18 protein-coding genes are annotated in these 18,412 nt (G+C 69.0%); 10 read left to right on the forward strand and 8 right to left on the reverse strand.

The features are described from left to right. A complete protein-coding gene (locus QJS31_RS12925) occupies window positions 1–270 on the forward strand; it encodes a helix-turn-helix transcriptional regulator (RefSeq protein ID WP_029930956.1) in 270 nt (89 codons plus the stop codon). Beyond that, window positions 267–806, forward strand: coding sequence for a hypothetical protein (locus tag QJS31_RS12930; protein ID WP_306356810.1), 540 nt, complete (start codon window positions 267–269; stop codon window positions 804–806). Before QJS31_RS12925 ends, QJS31_RS12930 begins: the two co-directional genes overlap by 4 nt. Before the next feature lie 19 nt (window positions 807–825). Here QJS31_RS12930 and QJS31_RS12935 read toward each other — a convergent pair whose 3' ends face one another. From QJS31_RS12935 to QJS31_RS12955, 5 genes are read right to left on the reverse strand one after another with little or no spacing between them, the layout of a single operon-like run. Continuing rightward, a complete protein-coding gene (locus QJS31_RS12935) occupies window positions 826–2,349 on the reverse strand; it encodes a carboxyl transferase domain-containing protein (RefSeq protein ID WP_306356811.1) in 1,524 nt (507 codons plus the stop codon). A gap of 49 nt (window positions 2,350–2,398) precedes the next feature. Then, window positions 2,399–3,001 carry an ATP/GTP-binding protein gene (locus QJS31_RS12940; protein WP_172544792.1) on the reverse strand — a complete coding sequence of 201 codons (603 nt, stop codon included), beginning with the start codon at window positions 2,999–3,001 and terminating at the stop codon, window positions 2,399–2,401. After that, the gene (locus QJS31_RS12945) at window positions 2,982–3,356 is read right to left on the reverse strand and encodes a DUF742 domain-containing protein (RefSeq protein WP_029930952.1); all 375 of its coding nucleotides are present in this window, start codon (window positions 3,354–3,356) and stop codon (window positions 2,982–2,984) included. Before QJS31_RS12945 ends, QJS31_RS12940 begins: the two co-directional genes overlap by 20 nt. A 7-nt stretch (window positions 3,357–3,363) precedes the next feature. Next, on the reverse strand, window positions 3,364–3,777 hold the full coding sequence (locus QJS31_RS12950) for a roadblock/LC7 domain-containing protein (protein WP_029930951.1): 414 nt from the start codon (window positions 3,775–3,777) through the stop codon (window positions 3,364–3,366). Then, window positions 3,774–7,163 carry an ATP-binding protein gene (locus QJS31_RS12955; RefSeq protein ID WP_306356812.1) on the reverse strand — a complete coding sequence of 1,130 codons (3,390 nt, stop codon included), beginning with the start codon at window positions 7,161–7,163 and terminating at the stop codon, window positions 3,774–3,776. Before QJS31_RS12955 ends, QJS31_RS12950 begins: the two co-directional genes overlap by 4 nt. A 319-nt stretch (window positions 7,164–7,482) precedes the next feature. On the opposite strand from QJS31_RS12955, the gene QJS31_RS12960 reads away from it, so the two are divergent. From QJS31_RS12960 to QJS31_RS12985, 6 genes are all read left to right on the forward strand, one after another. Continuing rightward, the gene (locus QJS31_RS12960; protein WP_306356813.1) at window positions 7,483–9,579 is read left to right on the forward strand and encodes an AMP-binding protein; all 2,097 of its coding nucleotides are present in this window, start codon (window positions 7,483–7,485) and stop codon (window positions 9,577–9,579) included. A 72-nt stretch (window positions 9,580–9,651) separates the two neighbouring features. After that, complete coding sequence (locus tag QJS31_RS12965) at window positions 9,652–10,047, forward strand: hemophore-related protein (protein ID WP_306356814.1); 396 nt, start codon at window positions 9,652–9,654, stop codon at window positions 10,045–10,047. Between the two features lie 16 nt (window positions 10,048–10,063). Then, a complete protein-coding gene (locus tag QJS31_RS12970; RefSeq protein ID WP_306356815.1) occupies window positions 10,064–10,780 on the forward strand; it encodes a response regulator transcription factor in 717 nt (238 codons plus the stop codon). Window positions 10,781–10,877: 97 nt separating this feature from the next. Then, the gene (locus QJS31_RS12975; protein ID WP_282784625.1) at window positions 10,878–12,224 is read left to right on the forward strand and encodes a sensor histidine kinase KdpD; all 1,347 of its coding nucleotides are present in this window, start codon (window positions 10,878–10,880) and stop codon (window positions 12,222–12,224) included. Window positions 12,225–12,254: 30 nt separating this feature from the next. Next, window positions 12,255–13,463, forward strand: coding sequence for a YhgE/Pip domain-containing protein (locus QJS31_RS12980; protein ID WP_282784627.1), 1,209 nt, complete (start codon window positions 12,255–12,257; stop codon window positions 13,461–13,463). Window positions 13,464–13,561: 98 nt separating this feature from the next. Further along, window positions 13,562–13,858: a hypothetical protein gene (locus QJS31_RS12985; protein WP_029930944.1), complete on the forward strand. Its 297-nt coding sequence runs from the start codon at window positions 13,562–13,564 to the stop codon at window positions 13,856–13,858. Between the two features lie 335 nt (window positions 13,859–14,193). Here QJS31_RS12985 and QJS31_RS12990 read toward each other — a convergent pair whose 3' ends face one another. Next, complete coding sequence (locus QJS31_RS12990; protein ID WP_029930943.1) at window positions 14,194–14,556, reverse strand: FKBP-type peptidyl-prolyl cis-trans isomerase; 363 nt, start codon at window positions 14,554–14,556, stop codon at window positions 14,194–14,196. 111 nt (window positions 14,557–14,667) lie between these two features. On the opposite strand from QJS31_RS12990, the gene QJS31_RS12995 reads away from it, so the two are divergent. Together QJS31_RS12995 and QJS31_RS13000 are read left to right on the forward strand one after the other, a co-directional pair. After that, window positions 14,668–15,471: an RNA methyltransferase gene (locus QJS31_RS12995; protein ID WP_282786177.1), complete on the forward strand. Its 804-nt coding sequence runs from the start codon at window positions 14,668–14,670 to the stop codon at window positions 15,469–15,471. Then, a complete protein-coding gene (locus QJS31_RS13000; protein ID WP_029930941.1) occupies window positions 15,468–15,764 on the forward strand; it encodes a DUF2537 domain-containing protein in 297 nt (98 codons plus the stop codon). The genes QJS31_RS12995 and QJS31_RS13000 overlap by 4 nt, the downstream gene beginning before the upstream one ends. A 133-nt stretch (window positions 15,765–15,897) precedes the next feature. Here QJS31_RS13000 and QJS31_RS13005 read toward each other — a convergent pair whose 3' ends face one another. Both QJS31_RS13005 and sepH read right to left on the reverse strand, forming a co-directional pair. Then, complete coding sequence (locus QJS31_RS13005; RefSeq protein WP_282786176.1) at window positions 15,898–16,674, reverse strand: hypothetical protein; 777 nt, start codon at window positions 16,672–16,674, stop codon at window positions 15,898–15,900. 574 nt (window positions 16,675–17,248) lie between these two features. Next, window positions 17,249–18,265 carry a septation protein SepH gene (gene sepH, locus QJS31_RS13010; protein ID WP_306356816.1) on the reverse strand — a complete coding sequence of 339 codons (1,017 nt, stop codon included), beginning with the start codon at window positions 18,263–18,265 and terminating at the stop codon, window positions 17,249–17,251. Window positions 18,266–18,412 lie beyond the last annotated feature (147 nt).

Consider the following 18,412-nt stretch of genomic DNA (forward strand, 5'->3'; position numbering starts at 1 on the left):
GTGAGTCCAGTGCGAAGGGGTAAAACCCTGCCGATCTACAACCGCATCGCGGTGCTGCGGGCCGAGCACCGCATGAGCCGCGCGGCGCTCGCCGAGGCGGTGGACGTGAATGTGCAGACCATCGGGGCACTCGAACGGGGAGACCACTACCCGAGCCTCGACCTGGCCATGCGCATCTGCGACGTCTTCGGCGTGCCCGTCGAGGCCGTCTTCTCTCGCACCGAATTCACCCCGCTGTCCGCGGAGTTCTACTCGAAGGGGAAACCATGACCACCGCAACCGGTCTCATCGACCGCTACCAGGACTACCGGGTCCGCCGCTGGCTGGTCCACGAGCAGCGCATGGCCGGCATGCTCCCGACATGGCGCACCCGGCGCCGGCGGCGGGCGCTGGTCGTCACCGTGGCCGTCAGCCTCACCGCGCTCTTCGTCACCGGCGTGCTGTGCGCATTCGATCTGCAGTGGGCGACGCTGCTCATCCTGCCGGTGATCCTGATCTTCCTGGCCGCCTGGACCATGCTGCGCGTCGTCTCCCAGGGCCAGGACAACGCACCTGCCGAAATCCTCGACGAACTCGAGATCGCGCAGCGGACGGCCGCCCGATCCATCGGACTGTCGGTCACCCAGTGGCTGACGCTGCCGCCACTGTTCTACGTGATCTGGGCACCCGCCCTCGGCTCCGAGATGAGCGCCTTCCAGACCTCCTACGCGGGCGGCGTCATGATCCTGGCGACGTTGCTGGCCGGTGGCTGCGCTCCGGCCATGATCCTGGCGTGGACGCGACCGGAGCCGGAGCCGGAGGGCTGAGCCGGCCGGTCGACGGGCATCAGCCGACGGCGGGCGGATTGCCGAGACGGCGGTACCGGAGGTGTCGGGCCGCGCGCAGTTCCGCCACCGGGCGGGCGGTCAGCTCGGCCAACTCCTGCGCGATGACCGCGACCATGCGGCGGGCGAAATCCACCGGTTCGGCCGCCGCATCCGGGCGTTCGGGAACGATGCGGTCCACGATTCCGTCGGCGAACAGATCCACCGACCGGATGCGCTGGGACGCCGCCAATTCCGGAGCATGCTCGGTATCGCGGAAGACGATGGCGCTGGCTCCCTCGGGCGGTAGCGGCGCGAGCCACCCGTGCGAGGCCGCCAGCACCCGGTCCGCGGGCAACAGCGCCAGCGCGCCGCCACCGGTGCCCTGGCCGAGCAGGATCGAGATGGTCGGCGTATCCAGGGTGACGAGATCGGCCAGGCAGCGGGCGATCTCGGAGGCGAGTCCGCGTTCCTCGGCCTCGCGGGACAGCGAAGCACCGGCGGTGTCGATCACCAGCACCAGCGGCACCCGCAACTGCAGAGCCAACTGCATGCTGCGGCGTGCCTCCCGCAAAGCGGCCGGACCCATGGTGGTCTCGGTGGTCTGTCCGGGGCGATCGTGGCCGAACACCACACACGGATTGCCGCGGAAGCGGGCCAGCGCGTGCACCACCGTCCGGTCGGATTCCCCCTGGCCGGTACCGCTGAGCGGCACCCGATCGGTGACCTGACGCAGCAGTTCGCGAATACCCGGACGGTCGGCACGTCGCGAGTTCAGAACCGACTGCCAGGCCGGAATAGCTTCCAACGAAGCATATTCCGCCGGAGAACAATCCAAAGTGGCTGGATCCCGCGAATATTCGGCATGCCCGACAGCGATTCCACTGAACACGTTGAGGGCTCGGTGTGCGATACGACGGAAAACCCGCACCGGGACCACACCGTCGATGACGCCGTTGCGATAGAGGTTCTCCGCCGTCTGCACCCCCTCCGGGAAATCGCGCCCGTACAGCGCCCGGTACACCCGCGGTCCCAGGAAGCCGATCAGCGCACCGGGCTCGGCGAAAGTCATGTGCCCCAACGATCCCCACGAGGCGAACACCCCGCCCATGGTGGGATTTCGCAGGTAGACCAGATAGGGGAAGCCAGCCGACTTGTGCGCCGCGACCGCCCCCGCGATCTTCACCATCTGCACGAAAGCGACTGTGCCCTCCTGCATTCGGGTTCCCCCGGAGGTCGGCGAGGCCACCAGCGGCAGCCCCAGCGCGGTGGCCCGCTGCACGGCCGACACGATGCGCTCGGCCGCCGCCACCCCGATCGACCCCGCGAGGAACCCGAACTCGCACGCGATCACGGCCACCCGCCGCCCGCGCAACCGCCCCTCCCCGGTCAGCACCGCTTCGTCGAGACCGCTCGCGGCCGCGGCCGCCCGCAGCTCGGCGCGGTACTCGGCGGAACCGGGAATCTGCAGCGGAGGCCGATCCCAGCTCACGAAGGAGCCGGGATCGAGCAGACCACCGAGAAGTTCCCGCGCCGCTGTCTTCACAGCGCGAGAATAGCCGTGTCCGATTGCGTCGCCGTCGGCGATGCCCGGATCAGTACCCCTGCACGACCTTGCGCAGGGCGTACTCGGTGACCGCGACCAGGGCCTGCTTCACCGGTTCCCGGCGGCGGGCGTCCATCGACAGAATCGGCGTATCCGCCGGGACCGCGAGGGCCTGGCGGATGTCCTCGATCGGGTAGCGAGGCGCGTCGTCGAATTCGTTGATGGCCACCAGGAAAGGTAGGTTCCGCGCCTCGAAGTAGTCGACGGCGGCGAAACTGTCCTCCAGTCGCCGGGTGTCGACCAACACCACCGCGCCGATGGCGCCGCGGATCAGGTCGTCCCACATGAACCAGAATCGGTACTGGCCGGGCGTACCGAACAGGTACAGCACCAGGTCATCGGCAAGACTGATCCTGCCGAAGTCCATGGCCACCGTGGTGGTGGCCTTCGATTCGACGCCACTGAGGCTGTCGACGCCGACACTGGCATTGGTCACCAATGCCTCGGTGCGCAGCGGAACGATCTCCGAAACGGCACCGACCAGGGTCGTCTTGCCCACACCGAAGCCACCGGCCACCACGATCTTCGCCGACGTCGGCTTGCTCGTGCGTGTGTCGACCTGTGTCGTCGAATCAAATACGCCGGAGTCCACTGAGAACCCTTTCGATCAGCTCGCGACGTTCATCGTCGCTGGAATCGTCTTTCAATGTCGCCGAAACCTTCACGTGGCCGGCTTCGATCAAGTCGGCGACCAACACCCGGGCCACCCCGATCGGGATGCCCAGGCGCGCTGCGACTTCGGCGACAGACGGCGATTCTCTGCACAACTCCACGATTGACGTCTCGATATTGGTGAGTTCGAACTGCCGCTCGAAGGCGACCGGATGCGATGCGACGAGCGCCTCCAACGCCAATTCCACCTTCGGCCGCGTGCGGCCGGCGGTCAAGGAATACGGGCGAACGAGGCTGGGCTCGGCGCTCCCCAAGCGCTGATTGTCTATGTCCATCCCACCATCAGGAACCCATCGTGACGCGAGGTGTGGCCTGGACTGTCTGGCCCACCCGCTCGACCAACAAAGCCATCTCGTATCCCACCTGGCCGATGTCACACGAGGTATTCGTGAGCACCGCGAGGTAGGAACCGTCACCAACGGCCATGAGCAACAGGTATCCGTGCTCCATCTCGACAACGGACTGCAGCACGGTGCCGCCCTCGAAGAGGTTGGACACGCCCACCGAGAGGCTCGCGAGCCCCGCGGTCACCGCGGACAGCTGTTCGGCCCGATCGACGGGCAGCTGCGCGCTGGCAGCCATCAGCAGGCCATCGGCCGAGACAAGCACGGCATGCGCGACGCCGGGAACCTCATTCGCGAAGTTCGAAACCAGCCAATCCAGCTGTCGCTTCGTACCACCTAGATCGGGGTTCATCGGTCTCCTTTATCTCCGGTTAGGTTCATTGCTTGCTGTGCACGGCCATCCCGGACGCCCTGCTGGTGACGACTCAGGCTGGACCTGATGGATTCCGGATCCCGGCGGGTGGTCCGTTCGGCGTTGCCGTTCACGCCGCCCGGCACCAACCGGTGCCCCGGATCACGCTGCGGCAGACCGGCTGCCGTGCGCTTCTCCGGCTGAGATTCCACCGCACGACGGGCCGCTTGCCAACCCTCGTCCCCCGGTGATTCGAAGGAGGCGGCCACCTGGGACCGGTCCGCGTTCGGATCCTGCAGCCACGCCGACATCATCTCAGCGAAGATCGGAGTGCCGAACGACGAGTCGTCTTCGCTGGCAGGCTGCAGTCGAGTCTGGAAGAACGACGCCGTCTTCTGCGGATTGGAGCGGAAGCTGTGCTTGCCCGGACCGGCGGGCGCCTCCTCGGTGGCACCGCCCGCGGCAGGGCCGCGCAGCCCCGGCACCGGAGCCGGACGCTGCGGCAGACCCGCACCCGGGTCGCGCTGCGGCAGCCCGGATGGACTGGGCCGCTGCGGCATACCGCCCGGGGCGGTGCCCGGCTGCCGCTGCGGCAGCCCGCCGTCACGCTGCGGGAGCAGGGTGTTGTCCCGCTGCGGCAGCGCCGATTCCCGCTGCGGCAGTACGGTATCCCGCTGGGTCAGGCCGGTGGACGCGGCATCGCGGCGCGGCATCGCGCTATCGCGCTGCGGCAGACCGCTGTCGCGCTTGGGTAGACCGCTGTCGCGCTGCGGCAGCCCACCCAGGGCCGAATCACGCTGCGGCGGTGCACCGTTGCTGCCGGGCGCGCGCTGCGGCAGACCACCGGGGGCCTCGCCCCGCTGCGGCAGACCACCGGGAGCGTCACCCCGCTGCGGCAAACCACCGGGAGCGTCACCCCGCTGCGGCAAACCACCGGGAGCCTCACCCCGCTGCGGCAAACCACCGGGAGCCTCACCCCGCTGCGGCAAACCACCCGGAGCGTCACCACGCTGCGGCAGGCCCTTGCCCGGCTCCCGCGGAGGCAGGCCCTTGCCGCCCTCACGCGGCGGCGCGCCATTGGCACCCGGATCACGCTGCGGCAGGCCGCCCGAGGCGGCACGCTGCGGCAGCCCACCGGCGGACGGATCGCGCGGCGGGGCGCCGTTCGTACCCGGCTGCCGCTGCGGCAGCCCACCCGGTCCGGCGGGCGCGGCACCGCCCGGCGCACGCTGCGGCAGCCCCACCGCGGCACCGGCCGATCCCGGCGAACGCTGGGGTAGCCCACCGGAGGCGTTCGCGGCGGCGGGCGCGGGAGCACCGGCCCCCGATCCGGGGGCGGCCGGAATCGCACCGCTGCCACCCGGATCCACGGTCACCATGACATTGCCGGTGGCGGTGCGGGTCACCGCCCGCATCTGCATGGAGGACGGGGCCGACGGCTGCGGCCCACCCGGCTGCGGGGCCGGCTGCTGCTGCCCACCCGACTGCGGCGGCACCGAGATCGCGCCGCCCGGCGCCATGATGAGCGCCTTCGGCACGTGCACGGTCACGGTCACACCCGGATCGCGCGCGGTGTCGAAGGTGGGACGCAGCCGCACGGTCAGGCCGTGCCGCTCGGCCAGTCGGCCGACCACGAACAGGCCCATGTGCCGGGCGGTGTCGGGACCGACCTCGGCGGTGGTCTCCAGTCGGCGGTTGATCTCGGCCATCTCCGCCGGCGGCATACCGATACCGCGGTCGGCGACCTCGATGAGCAGACCGGTGTCGTGCGCCTGCGCGAAGGTGAACTTCACGTCCGTCTCCGGCGGCGAGGCGCGCAGCGCGTTGTCGAGCAACTCGGCGAACAGGTGCGCGAGGTCGGAGGCGGCCGGTTCGACCAGGGCACCGCGCGGCGTGGCGCCCAGCTTCACACGCTCGTAGTCCTCCACCTCGGAGATGGCCGCGCGCAGCACGTCGGCGATCTCGACGGGGGCGGACTTGGACCGGCGCTGCTTGGTGCCGGCGAGAATCAGCAGGTTGTCGCCGTTGCGTCGCATACGCGCGGCGAGATGGTCGAGGCGGAACAGGTTCTCGAGAAGGCGTGGGTCCTTCTCGTCGTACTCCATCGCCTCGATGAGGGTGAGCTGGTGGTCGACCAGCGACTTGGAGCGCCGCGCCAGGGTTTCGAACATGTCGTTGACCTGGGTACGCATGGCGGCCTGGTCGGCGGCCAGGCGCAGCGCCTGACCGTGGATGTCGTCGACGGCGCGGGCCAGCTGGCCGATCTCCTCGTCGGTGTCCACCGGCATGGGCTCGAGCGGAACGTCTTCCGGATCGGCGCCGTCACGCAGCGCGGAGACCTCGTGGGCCAGATCGTGTTCGGCGACGCGCAGCGCGGCCAGACGCAGCCGGCGCAGCGGCACGATCATCGAGCGGGCCATCAGCACGGCCAGGGCGAGCGCACCGAGGATGGTGGCGACGACGATGACCGCGTAGCGGATGGCGTCGGTGCGTGCGGTGGCGGCCAGGGCGTCCACTCGGGACACGATGGCCTTGGTGGAGTCGGTCGCGATGGTCTGGTACTTGTCGACGCTGACGACCAGCGAATCCTTGAGTTCCGTCACCGGCAGCTGACCGACGCTGGCCTCGGGACTGCCGACCAGCTGGAGCCGGATGTTGACCTGGTTCTGCAGCTCGGAGATCAGCGGATCGCCGTCCGGGAACCGGTGCGCCAGCACGGCCAGCAGCTGGCGCTCGGTGCTGATGCCGATCTGGATGTCGCGGACGCCGTCCTTGGGGTTGTTGCGTAGCGCCTCGGCGAAGCCGGCGACCTCGCCGACCAGCACGGCACGGGAGTTCAGCGAGTCGACCAGCTGCAGTTTGGCCTGGTCGACGGATTTGTCGGCGACGGTGGCCACGATCGACTCCACCGTGTTGACGCTGCTACCGCGGACTCGCTCGATCTGCGCGACCGTGTCGGGAACCGATTCCGAGGGGGCGAGACCCTGCGCCCGAATGGCCTTGGCGGCCACGATCATGTCGTCCAGCGCGGCGCGCGCGTTCGGCATATCGCTCAGCTTCGGCGCGGCCTTCTCGGCGAACTGGATCGCGGTGTCCAGCTGGGCGAGTTCGGGATCGGTCGTGAACGAGTTCCCGCCGATCTTCACCATCTGACCACCGGCGACCTGCGACGCCGTCGCACTGAGGCCGGTGATCGCCGGAATCACGCTGACATGTTCCACCGCTGTGGACAGCCGTGTCGACTCGCGGAACTCCGCCGAGATCCTGGAGGCGCCGAGCACCACCGCGACCAGTAGCGGGACGGCTAGCACAGCCGTCACCTTCCAGCGCAGGTCCCAGTTGCTCAGCGCCCAGCGCTTGCTGCCGGAACTAGCGGCGTCACGCATCTCCCACTCACTTTCCAAACTGGCCCTGGCCACGCGCTATCAGCGAGCCTCCACGATCGCACGCTGGGCTCGACAGGCAGAGCTGGCCGAGAACTGCGGCTGGCCGAGAAATTGCGTCCATGACGGCCGAAATATGTGACATGCGATTCTAACGGATCAATAACTTCTTGTGTGACCTCTTGGCAACCACCGGTCGCTGACCTGCCTGTTCCAGACAAAATCAAAGGTCGCGGCGTCCGCCCGGACGTCGCGTGAAGTCTGCCACAATCAGGCAGATCTATCGAGGCGGGCATCGACGGGGAGCTAGGGAGTCACGGGGTTGAACGCGAAGCAGGAGTACCGGCCGGCGTACCAGACGAGCCTGGTCGATCCTTCGGAGTTCTGGCTCGCCGCGGCCGAATTCATCAGCTGGGAGGTGCCTCCCACCCAGATCCTGGACCCGACAGCCCGCCCGACGGCCCGGTGGTTTCCCGATGCTCGCCTCAACACCTCCTACAACGCACTCGACCGCCATGTGCGCGACATCACATCGGACGATGACCAGTCCAACGGTCGCGAAGGGGGTCGCGCCGATCAGCCCGCCCTAATATACGACTCCGCTATGACGGGCGCCAGATGTGTCTATACATATAAGGAGCTACTGGACGAAGTCGCCCGGTTTGCCGGATCCCTCCTACGCCTCGGCGTCCGGACCGGCGATCGTGTCGTCATATATATGCCGATGATCCCGGAAGCCGTGATCGCCATGCTCGCGTGCGCGCGCATCGGTGCGGTCCACTCCGTGGTCTTCGGCGGGTTTGCCGCCCCCGAACTCGCCGCCCGCATCGACGACGCCGAACCTGTGCTCATCATCACGGCCTCCGGTGGACTCGAACCCGGCCGCCGCATCGAATACCCGCCCATCGTGCTGCAGGCCCTCGATATCGCCGACACCACCGCGCCCCGGCTCGTCCTGGTGAAACAGCGCGACGGCTTCCCCACCATCCGCTTCCCCACCCCGCAGGCCGCCACCGAGAACCTGCCCGACTCCACCGAGACGGTGGCCGCACGCTGGCTGGACTGGGAAGACGCCGTCCGCGACGCCGAACCGGCCGACCCGGTATCCCTGGCCGCGACCGATCCGCTCTACATCCTCTACACCTCCGGAACCACCGGGAAGCCCAAGGGCGTGGTGCGCGACAACGGCGGGCACGCGGTCGCGCTGGCCTGGACCATGCGCAACATCTACGACGTCGCGCCCGGGCAGGTCATGTTGACCACCTCCGATATCGGCTGGGTGGTCGGGCACTCCTACATCGTCTACGCGCCGCTGCTGGTGGGCGCGACCACCGTGCTGTACGAGGGCAAGCCCATCGGCACGCCCGACGCGGGCACCTTCTGGCGGCTGATCGAGGACTACGGCGTCGATGTGATGTTCACCGCGCCGACCGCGCTGCGGGCCATCCGGCGCGCCGACCCGCAGGCGGCGGCCGCCAAACGCCACGACCTGTCCCGGCTGCGCGCGCTGTTCTGCGCCGGGGAACGGCTCGATCCGGCCACCTACGAGTGGGTGACCACCACCCTGCTGGCCGACCACCCGGACTGCCCCGTCGTGGACCACTGGTGGCAGACCGAGACCGGCTGGCCGATCTGTGCGAATCCGCTGGGATTGCAGCAGCTCCCGGTCAAGCCCGGCTCGGCCGCGGTGCCGGTGCCCGGATACCGGCTGCGGGTGCTGGACTCCAACGGCAACGCGGTGCCCGCCAACACCGAGGGCACTATCGTGATCGGGCTGCCGCTGCCGCCCGGCACACTCACGACACTGTGGCGCGATGACGCCCGCTTCGAACGCAGCTACCTATCCGCGTATCCCGGCCACTATCTGACGGGCGACTCGGGATATTTCGACGAGGACGGCTACCTGTTCGTGCTCGGCCGCACCGACGACGTGATCAATATGGCCGGGCACCGGCTCTCCGCGGGCGGGATCGAGGCCGCCATCTCGGGACATCCGGCCGTCGCCGAGACCGCGGTGATCGGGATACCCGACGAACTCAAGGGGCAGCGGCCCATCGGGTACGTGGTGCTCAAACAGGGTATGGACATCGACCAGGAGCAACTGCGCGGCGAGGTGACCGAGCGGGTGCGCGACCGGGTCGGGGCCATCGCCACCCTCTACGACGTGGTCGTGGTGAGCGCACTGCCCAAGACCCGCTCGGGCAAGATCCTGCGCCGCACCATCCGGCAGATCGCCTCCGGCGAGGAGTACGAGGTACCGCCCACCATCGAGGACGCGGGCATGCTCGACGTGCTCGAACAGCAGGTGGGCGATGCGGCCGAACTCATGCGCAGCGGTGAACGCACGCCGCCGCTGCCTCTCGATCAGGACACCGCCGACGGCGGCGACGCTCCCGCCGATCCGGCCGTCACCAACTGAGCGGTTCACTCTTCAAGAACTTCTCAGAATCGGTTCATCGGGCTCTCGAGCGGGTGGCCTAGCGTCGGGCGCATGTCATCCACGCACAGCCGTCCGCGCCGCACCATCGCCGCCGCGGGAGCCTTCGGTGCTCTCACCGCGGTGTCCGTCTGGCTCCTCCCCGCGACGGCCGCCGCCGCGCCCGTCGATATGGTCGCACCGCTGCTCACCTCCACCTGCACCTTCGACCAGGTCGATGCCGCACTGCACGACAAGGCCCCCGCGCTGGCCCAGTTCCTGGACCAGAACCCCGACACCAAGGCCGAACTGCGGGCCAAGTTCGACCAGCCCGTCGAGGCGCGCCAGGCCGAATTCGACGCCTACGTCCGCGCGAATCCGGAGGCCGCCGCCCAGGCCGAGAACGACCCGCGGGCGGGCGGAATCGCCGCCGCCATCCAGGCCGTCGCGGAGTCCTGCCACAACTACTGACCCCGCCTGCGCCAAAATGGACACCGTGGCCGAACGCGGAGAGACCCCGACCGTGCTGGTAGTCGACGACGACGAGGATGTGCTCGCCTCCGTCGAACGCGGGCTGCGGCTCTCCGGGTTCCGGGTGGTGATCGCCCGGGACGGAGCCGCGGCCCTGCGCGCCGTGACCGAGGAGTCACCGGACGCGGTGGTGCTCGATATGAATATGCCGATCCTGGACGGGGCCGGGGTGGTGACGGCGCTGCGCGCCATGGGCAACGAGGTGCCCATCTGCGTGCTCTCGGCGCGCAGTTCCGTCGACGACCGCATCGCCGGACTGGAGTCGGGGGCCGACGACTATCTGGTCAAACCCTTCGTCCTGGCCGAGTTGGTGGCTCGGATCCGCGCACTGCTGCGCCGTCGCAGCGATACCGCCGCGCCGGCCACCCCGGGCGGCATCACCGTCGGACCGCTCGAGGTGGATGTGGCCGGATACCGGGCACTGCTGCACGGCAAGGAGATCGAGCTCACCAAGCGGGAATTCGAGCTGCTGTCCACCCTGGCCCGCAGCGCCGGGGTGGTGCTCAGCCGGGAGCGGCTGCTGGAGCTGGTGTGGGGCTACGACTTCGCCGCCGACACCAATGTGGTGGACGTCTTCGTCGGCTACCTGCGGCGCAAGCTGGAGTCCGATGGAACGCCGCGACTGCTGCACACCATCCGCGGGGTCGGATTCGTGCTGCGAGCACCGAAGTGACGGGCACCGACGGGAACGGACGGCCGCGGTGAACGCCATCCGGCGGAGGTGGTTCGCTCGCTCCGAGCAGCGGTCCCGACCGCCCAGGTCGTATTCGTTGCGTACGCGCGTCGCCGCCGCGGCGGCACTGGGGGCGACCGTCATCGTGGCCGCGCTGTCCTGGGTGACCATCTACGCCATCGAACGCAACAATCTCGCCCAGGCCGACCAGCAGTTGACGCTGGCCTCGCAGATCGTGCTCATCGAACCGGTGCTGTCGGTGAATGTGCTCGAATTCCTGGGGGCCAACAAGGATTTGGCGATCACCGTCCGCAATCAGCAGGGCCTGGTGGACAGCACCCGGATCGAGCTGCCGCCACTGCCGCTGGGCTCGGAGACCGTCACCGTGGGCGGCGTGCCCTACCGGGTGCTCACCACCGATCACAACCAGCCGCCCGGACGCGTTGTCTCCCTCGGCATTCCGACCACGCAGACCGCCGAGGCCACCGCCGAGCAGCGGCGCTGGGTGCTCGTCGCCGCCGTGGTGGCGGTGGTCGCCGCCGCCGCGCTGGGCTGGCTGTTCGGCGGGCGCGCCGTGCGCCCGATCGCCGATCTGACCCAGCAGGTGGATGAGCGCCGCCCCTCCAATTCCGGTGCGCCGCTTCCGGTGGACGGCTCCGGTGTGCGCGAGGCCGAGAAACTGGCCGATGCCGTCAACACCATGCTGCGCCGGGTGGACCGGGCCCAGGCCGAGACCGCTGCCGCACTGGAGACGGCGCGTGACTTCGCCGCCGTCTCCGCGCACGAACTGCGCACGCCGCTCACCGCCATGCGCACCGACCTGGAGGTGCTGCGCACCCTGGACCTGGACGAGACACAGCGCGCGGAGATCCTGGCCGATCTCCAGCGCAGCCAGGACCGGGTGGAGGCCACCCTGGCCGCGCTGGAGCGGCTCGCCGCCGGCGATCTCACCGACGAACGCGACCATGTGGAAACCGATGTGGGCGATCTCTGCGATACCGCCGCCCACGACGCCATGCGGCACTTCCCCCATCTGAAGGTGCGCATCGACACCGATGCCGAACTGGTCACCCGGGGACTGCCCACCGGGCTGCGGCTCGCCGTCGACAACGCCCTCACCAATTCGGCGCGGCACGGGCGGGCGACCGAGGCGCTGCTGTCGGCGCATCGGGCCCGCAACGGGCACATCATCATTTCCGTGGACGACAACGGACGCGGAATCCCCGAGGCGGAACGCTATTCGGTATTCGAGCGATTCTTCCGGGGCAGCCAGGCCAGCAAGGGCGGTTCCGGCCTGGGCCTGGCTCTGGTCGCGCAACAAGCGCAATTGCACGGCGGCCGGGCCTATTTCGACGACGGCACGCTCGGCGGCGTACGGTTGGTGCTGGACCTGCCCGATCGCACCGCATCCCTTACCGAACCCTCAGACAATCGCCAGAGCTGAGGACATTTCGTACCCGTACGGTCGCAAAGCGTGTCCGCCAACAGCACCTCGAATTCGACCGCATCGCATCGCGCCGGAATCCGCGGCCGTAAACGCCTGCTATTCGCACTGCTCGCCCTCGTCGTGACCGGGGCGCTCGCCGCCGGTGCGGTGACCTATCTGCGCTCGGCGAATCCGCCCACCTCCGTGGCGCTCGTCAACGGGGACGAGGGCCCCCTCGGCGAACGCATCGCCACCACCCTGCGCGAGCGCGGCGCGCACGAGTGGGCGGTGGTCGACGAGGCCGACACCGCCGACTACGCGGCGGTCGTCACCCTGCCCGCCGACCTGTCCACCTCCGTCGCCTCGCTGGCCACGGCCGCCCCGCAGCGGGCGCGGGTCGAGGTGAACTCGAACGACCACGCCGACCCGAACCTGGTGAACGACGCGGTCACCGAGGTGACCCGGCAGATCAGCGCGGCCGGGATGGACACCGTGTTCGCCCTCATGAACTCCGCGCGCGGACAGGTGTCGCAGGTGGCGTTCACCGCCACGCTGCTGGGTGCGGGCGTGCAGGCGGCGGCCGACGGCGCGGAGCAGTTCCAGGGCGGGGCCGATGAGATGCTGGCCTTCCTGGAGAGCGCGAAATCGGGTGCGGGACAGATCACTTCCGCCATCGCCACGCTCGAGCAGACAGTGTCGGCGGCGACCGCGCAGGCCAACTCCTTCGCCGACACCCTGGACAGCACCGGGGTGACGGTCGGCCAGGTGCAGCAGTCGGCGACCACCCTGAGCGACGGGCTCGCGACGGTGCTGCCGCTGTTGCGTGCTCTGCCGTTCGCGGCGGATCCGCAGCTGGCGAACATCATCACCCAGCTCGAGGGGCTGCGGAAGGTCGCCGACGAGGCCAGCGCCCAGCTGACCGGATTCGGACAGTTGACCGGCACCCAGGTCACCCCCGACACGCGGATCGGTCAGCTGCTGCGCGATGGCGCCGTGCGCCTCGGCGACGCCAGCGCCCAGCTGAGCCAGGGCGCGCAGCTCGCCGAGCAGATCCCGCAGCTCGCCGATCAGGGCGCGGCGCAGTTGCTCGCGGCCATGCAGGCGCTCACGGGCGGGGTGGACCAGCTCCAGAATGTCACCACCACCCTGGGTAAGCAGGCCAATCAGGCGGTGACGACGCTCACGAAGGGCAGCGGCGGACAGCAGTCACAGATTGCTATCAGCCTCGCCGATCCCGTGGAGATCGTTCGCAAATAACAAGATCACTGGGTTTAGAATAAGCCCGATTTGCTCTGGTCGACCGGTTTCACAAGAAGCTCCATCCCCACCATCTGGTATTCGGAGAGGAACTGATCGTGAGCAGTATTCTCGTCGCCGCGCACGACCTGTACGGAACCGTTGTGGCACAGCAGTACACCAATCCCACGTCGGAAACCCCACCGGCCGCCGACAAGCTCATGAAGATGTTCCGCTATTTCACCTGGTTCGCCCAGATGTCCGGAATCGCCGCCATCACCTACGGCGGCGGCCGCTTCGCCTGGGAGAAATGGGGTGGCGGCGGACTCCAGTCCCCGAAGATGGTCGCCAACGCCATGCTCGGCGGTGCGACGGCCACCAGTGCGGGCACCATCATGAACGCTGTCGTGGGCTAGTCCGCCTCTCCGGGACTTCAGCGGGCGGCGGAGTGCTTGTCCGCCTCCCCGAGTCGTCGGCGGGCGGCGGAGTGCCGTGGGGGCTCATGCATCCGTGCCGACGGTTCGGGAGGGAACCTATGTGGGCCTACCCCGGTGAGCTACCCCGATTCTTGCGAGATCAGTGGTCGCGTTCCTTGGGGTGAGCAATGGTCGCGGGCGTGCCCGGTTCGGGCGGGACCGATGTACCGGTCGGTTGCGTGTGAGCGGATCGCTCTCGCCGTCGCGGGCGCTCTCCCTCACGCGACTCGTGCCCGCCGTGCTGATGCGCGGCGGGCACGATCATGTCCGATCGCTCAGCTCACGCCGAGCAGGTCGATGATGAAGACGAGGGTCTTGCCGGAGAGCTGGTGTCCGGCGCCGGCCGGGCCGTAGGCGAGCTCCGGGGGGATGGTGAGCTGGCGGCGGCCGCCGACCTTCATCCCGGGGATGCCCTCCTGCCAGCCCCGGATGAGGTTGTTCAGCGGGAAGTCGATGGACTCGCCGCGGTTCCAGGACGAATCGAACTCCTCACCGGTGTCGTACTCGACGCCCACGTAGTGCACGTCGACCTTGTCGCCCGGCTTCGCCTCGGGACCGGTGCCCACCTCCAGGTCCTTGATCACCAGCTCGGCGGGCGCGGGGCCTTCTTGGAATTCGACTACCGGCTTGTTGCTCATACGCTGTCCTCTTCACGATCGGGGATCCTGCGGTCGTGCTTCACCTTATGACGACGTGCGGCGCGGGTCCGGAGCCGGGCCGCGTATGTCGCCAGGGCAGGATGTTTGCCCGTGGCCGAAGTGATCGATATCGACGACCCCGCCGATCCGCGGGTCGCCGACTTCCGCGACCTCAGCAATGCCGACCGCCGACCGGACCTCCCGGGCGGGAAAGGGCTGGTCATCGCGGAGGGCGTGGTGGTCGTGCAGCGCATGCTGAGCTCCCGGTTCCTTCCCTTCGCCCTGCTGGGCACGGCACGGCGGCACGAGCAGCTGGCCGACGACCTGGCCGGGGTCGACGTGCCGTACTACCGCGCCTCGGCCGAGGTGATGGCGCGGGTGGTGGGGTTCCATCTCAACCGGGGCGTGCTGGCCGCCGCCCGGCGACCGCCGCAGCCGTCCGCCGAGCAGGTGCTGGCGACCGCCCGCACGGTCGCGGTGCTGGAGGGCGTGAACGATCACGAGAACATCGGATCCATCTTCCGCAATGCCGCCGGACTCGGCGCGGACGCGGTGCTGTTCGGTGACCGCTGCTCGGATCCGCTGTACCGGCGCTCGGTGCGGGTGTCCATGGGACATGTGCTGCGGGTGCCGTTCGCGCGGCTGCCGGAGCTGCCGGGCGGATTGGACCTGCTGCGCGCCAACGGCTTCCAGACCATCGCCCTGACTCCGAATCCCGCGGCGCCCACCCTGGCCACCGCCATGACCGGAGCGAAAGTGGCGCTGCTGCTCGGCGCCGAGGGTCCCGGCCTCACCGAGGACACGATGCGGGCCTGCGACATCCGCGCGCGGATCCCCATGACACCGGGGACCGATTCGCTTAATGTGGCCACCGCGGCCGCCATGGCCTTCTACGAGAGAGTCAGGACACAGTGACCTATCCGCCGGATGGACCCTACGGGTACGGGTACTCCGAGCCGACCCCGTGGGCGGCCGGTCTGACCGTCGTGGTCATGGTCGCGCTGCTCACCGCGTGCGGCGTATACGCCTTCGGCGCGGCACTGGCGCAGGTGCATCCGCTGCTGTCCATCGCGGTGAACCTGGTCGCGGTGGGCGGAGTGCTCCCCACGGCATGGCGGTGGCGGTTCGCGCCGGTCACGCGGTGGGTGATCGCGGGGCTGGGCGCGGGTGTGCTGCTGGGCTGGATCGCCCTGCTGATCGGCGTGTAGCCGCGCTGATCCGAGTGGCCGCGCTGATCCGTGTGGCCGCGCTGATCCGAGTGGCCGCGACTGCTCGGTGTGCGGCGTGTCGCTGTCACACGCGGCGAAGGCGATCGGTCAGCGCACCGGCGGTGATAGCCACTCAGCTCACGCGGTCACGGCCGCGCAACCAGTGGAACAGCCCGCGTTTCCCATTATGTTCGTGATCGGGTTCGGCGGGAGCCTCGGGCTTGGGGGCCTGTCCCTTGGGGAACAGGGAGAAACCGCAGACCTCGATCTCCTCCGGTGCCAGCGGCATATCCGCGAGGGTCGGAATGTCCTCCGGGGCGACGCCGGGGGCGCTGGTCGCGCCGTTGCGGTAGCGGAAGCCGAGCCATTCGGCATTGGCGGCGTCCGCGAAATCCGGTGGGTCGAAAGGCAGGAACTGCGGGTCGGGCAGTTCCCCGGCGCGCAGTTGGATCGGGTGCTCCCCGGCCCAGTACGGCCGCTCCCAGACCCGTGGCAGACCCTCGTCCTCGAGAATGTTCGCCCGGGTGGCGCTGAAGGAGCGGCGGAATTCTCCCCGCTCCCAGTACGCGAACGCACCCCAGCCCATGGCGAGGTCGTAGGAGACGAGATAGGTGTGCTCGGACGCCAAGGGGCGCACCAGCAGTTCCGGCAGTCGGGTCGGACGGGCCAGGGCGGCCTGGGTCGAGCACACCACCGTGACGCCGGGATAGCAGCCGATATAGACGGCTCCGGGATCGGGTCCGGCCCAGACCTTCATGGTGCCGGAGGCGGCGGGTACCACGTCGCGATCCGGATTGAGCTGCTTGGCCAGGGCGAAGGCGGCATCGGGATCGGGGCCGGGGTGGGCGCGCAGGACGGCTACCGGATCGGGGGCGTCGACGTACCAGAGCGAGGAGACTGTGGACGGCACAGGCGCGACACCTCCCGAGATCATTGCATCCCAAGTGTAGCTATTATCGAGCTACATTAAATGGTCGAATGCCCAGCCAGCGTGTGATCGACTCGGCAATCACTGCCATCACCAAGAAATCTACCCCTGTCAGGCCCGAAATGGCGTGGTTGCGCAAGGACTTTCCGGGCGCGGCGGACACTCGGGCGATGCGATCGCGGTCAGCCCTATCGGACGAATCGGTCGGTATGCTCCCGCGCAGTGAATCAGCAGGTAGTCACACTGGCCAACGACCCGGAGCACGGAGACGCCGCCCGAGCACACGCGATCGCGAAGCCACGTGATCGGAGCATGAGCAAACTTGCAGCTGCCGATGCGAACCCACTCACAGGCACGGTATGCGGAACTCAGCGACCGATCGCCGGGCACGGTGGTACGAGATGCCCACCTGAACTCGGCACCTGCCTGAACTCGACGCGCACGGGCGAGCGAAGGCGCGGCGCGACGAGCGGTTACGGCGCAGAGGAGCGCGAGATTACGACGCGGACCAGCGCGAGATTACGACGCGGGCGTGCGAGGGGTCCGCAGCGCGGGCTCAGTGGCCCGAGCTGCGCACGCCTAGGAGCACGTCCTCCCACGACGGCATGGGAGCCTTGCCGCCGCGCTTGGCTCGGTTCGGCTTCTGCTTGGGCGCGGGCTGCGCGGTCGCCGGTTCGGCGGGCTTGGCCTCGGCGGCCGGAGCCGAAGGTGCCGGGGCGGCCGGTTCCTTCGGCGCGGTCGGAGCGGCCGGTGCGGCCGGAGCCGGAGTGGGTGCGACGGGAGCGGCCGGGGCGGCGGCCGGAACGGTGCCGTCCCCTACCGCCGGACGCTGCTCGTAGAAGCCGTCCAGGCTCTGCTGGTCGGAGACGCGGGGCGCGGCGGGCGCTTCGAACTCCACGCGTTCGCGCGCCGCGGGGGCCGGGGCGGGCGCAGGCTCGGCGACCGGTTCGTTCTGATCCGGCAGGATGGTGGCCAGACCGCGCAGGGCGCGGCCGAAATCCGGATCGATCAGATCGGAGGCCGGATCGTCCAGCGGCACCACCGAGCCGCCGTGCGCGTCGGGCTGGTAGCGCCAATGCGCGGCGATGACCGAACGCCCCGCCTGCCACTGCAATTGCGCGACCCAGTAGCCCTTCTCGTCCTTCCAGGCATCCCATTCGGCGACCTCGACATTGTGGCCGCGCTCGGCGAAGGCCGCCGACACGATCTCGATGAGGGTTTCCACCGACGGACCGTCATTGCGCACCGGATGCGCCTTCTGCGCCAATTCGGCGGCCCGCTGCCGCTCCAACAGGACCGGGTAGGCGAAACGCTCCACCCGGCTGGCGGGCATGCCGGACTCTTCGGTGACCTGTTCGACCGAAGCACCCGCTCGGATACGGGCCTGGATATCGCGAGGACGCATCGTGGCTTCCGTTTCGATCTCGATCTGGCCGAATCGGGCAAGGTCTCCGCGCGCCGCGGCGCGCAGTTTGTCGTCGGCGGCGAGCCGGTACTTCTGGCCGGTTTCGGTATCGATGCACACGATGTGCGTGGAATCGGGCGTCAATCCGATCACTCGAAGTTCACGCACCGTTACCTCCTTATCGCTGCTTCGATCACAGCCAGGCTCGCGACACCGCCCATATGCTGGAACAGTAGTGCACTTCCGAGATTCGTGGGTCAAGACACGCGGGCGCGGAAATCTGCTCACAGACTCCCGCGCCGCATTACTGTGAAC

The sequence above is a fragment of the Nocardia sp. CC213A genome (genome assembly GCF_030766805.1).
Classification (GTDB): Bacteria; Actinomycetota; Actinomycetes; order Mycobacteriales; family Mycobacteriaceae; genus Nocardia; species Nocardia otitidiscaviarum.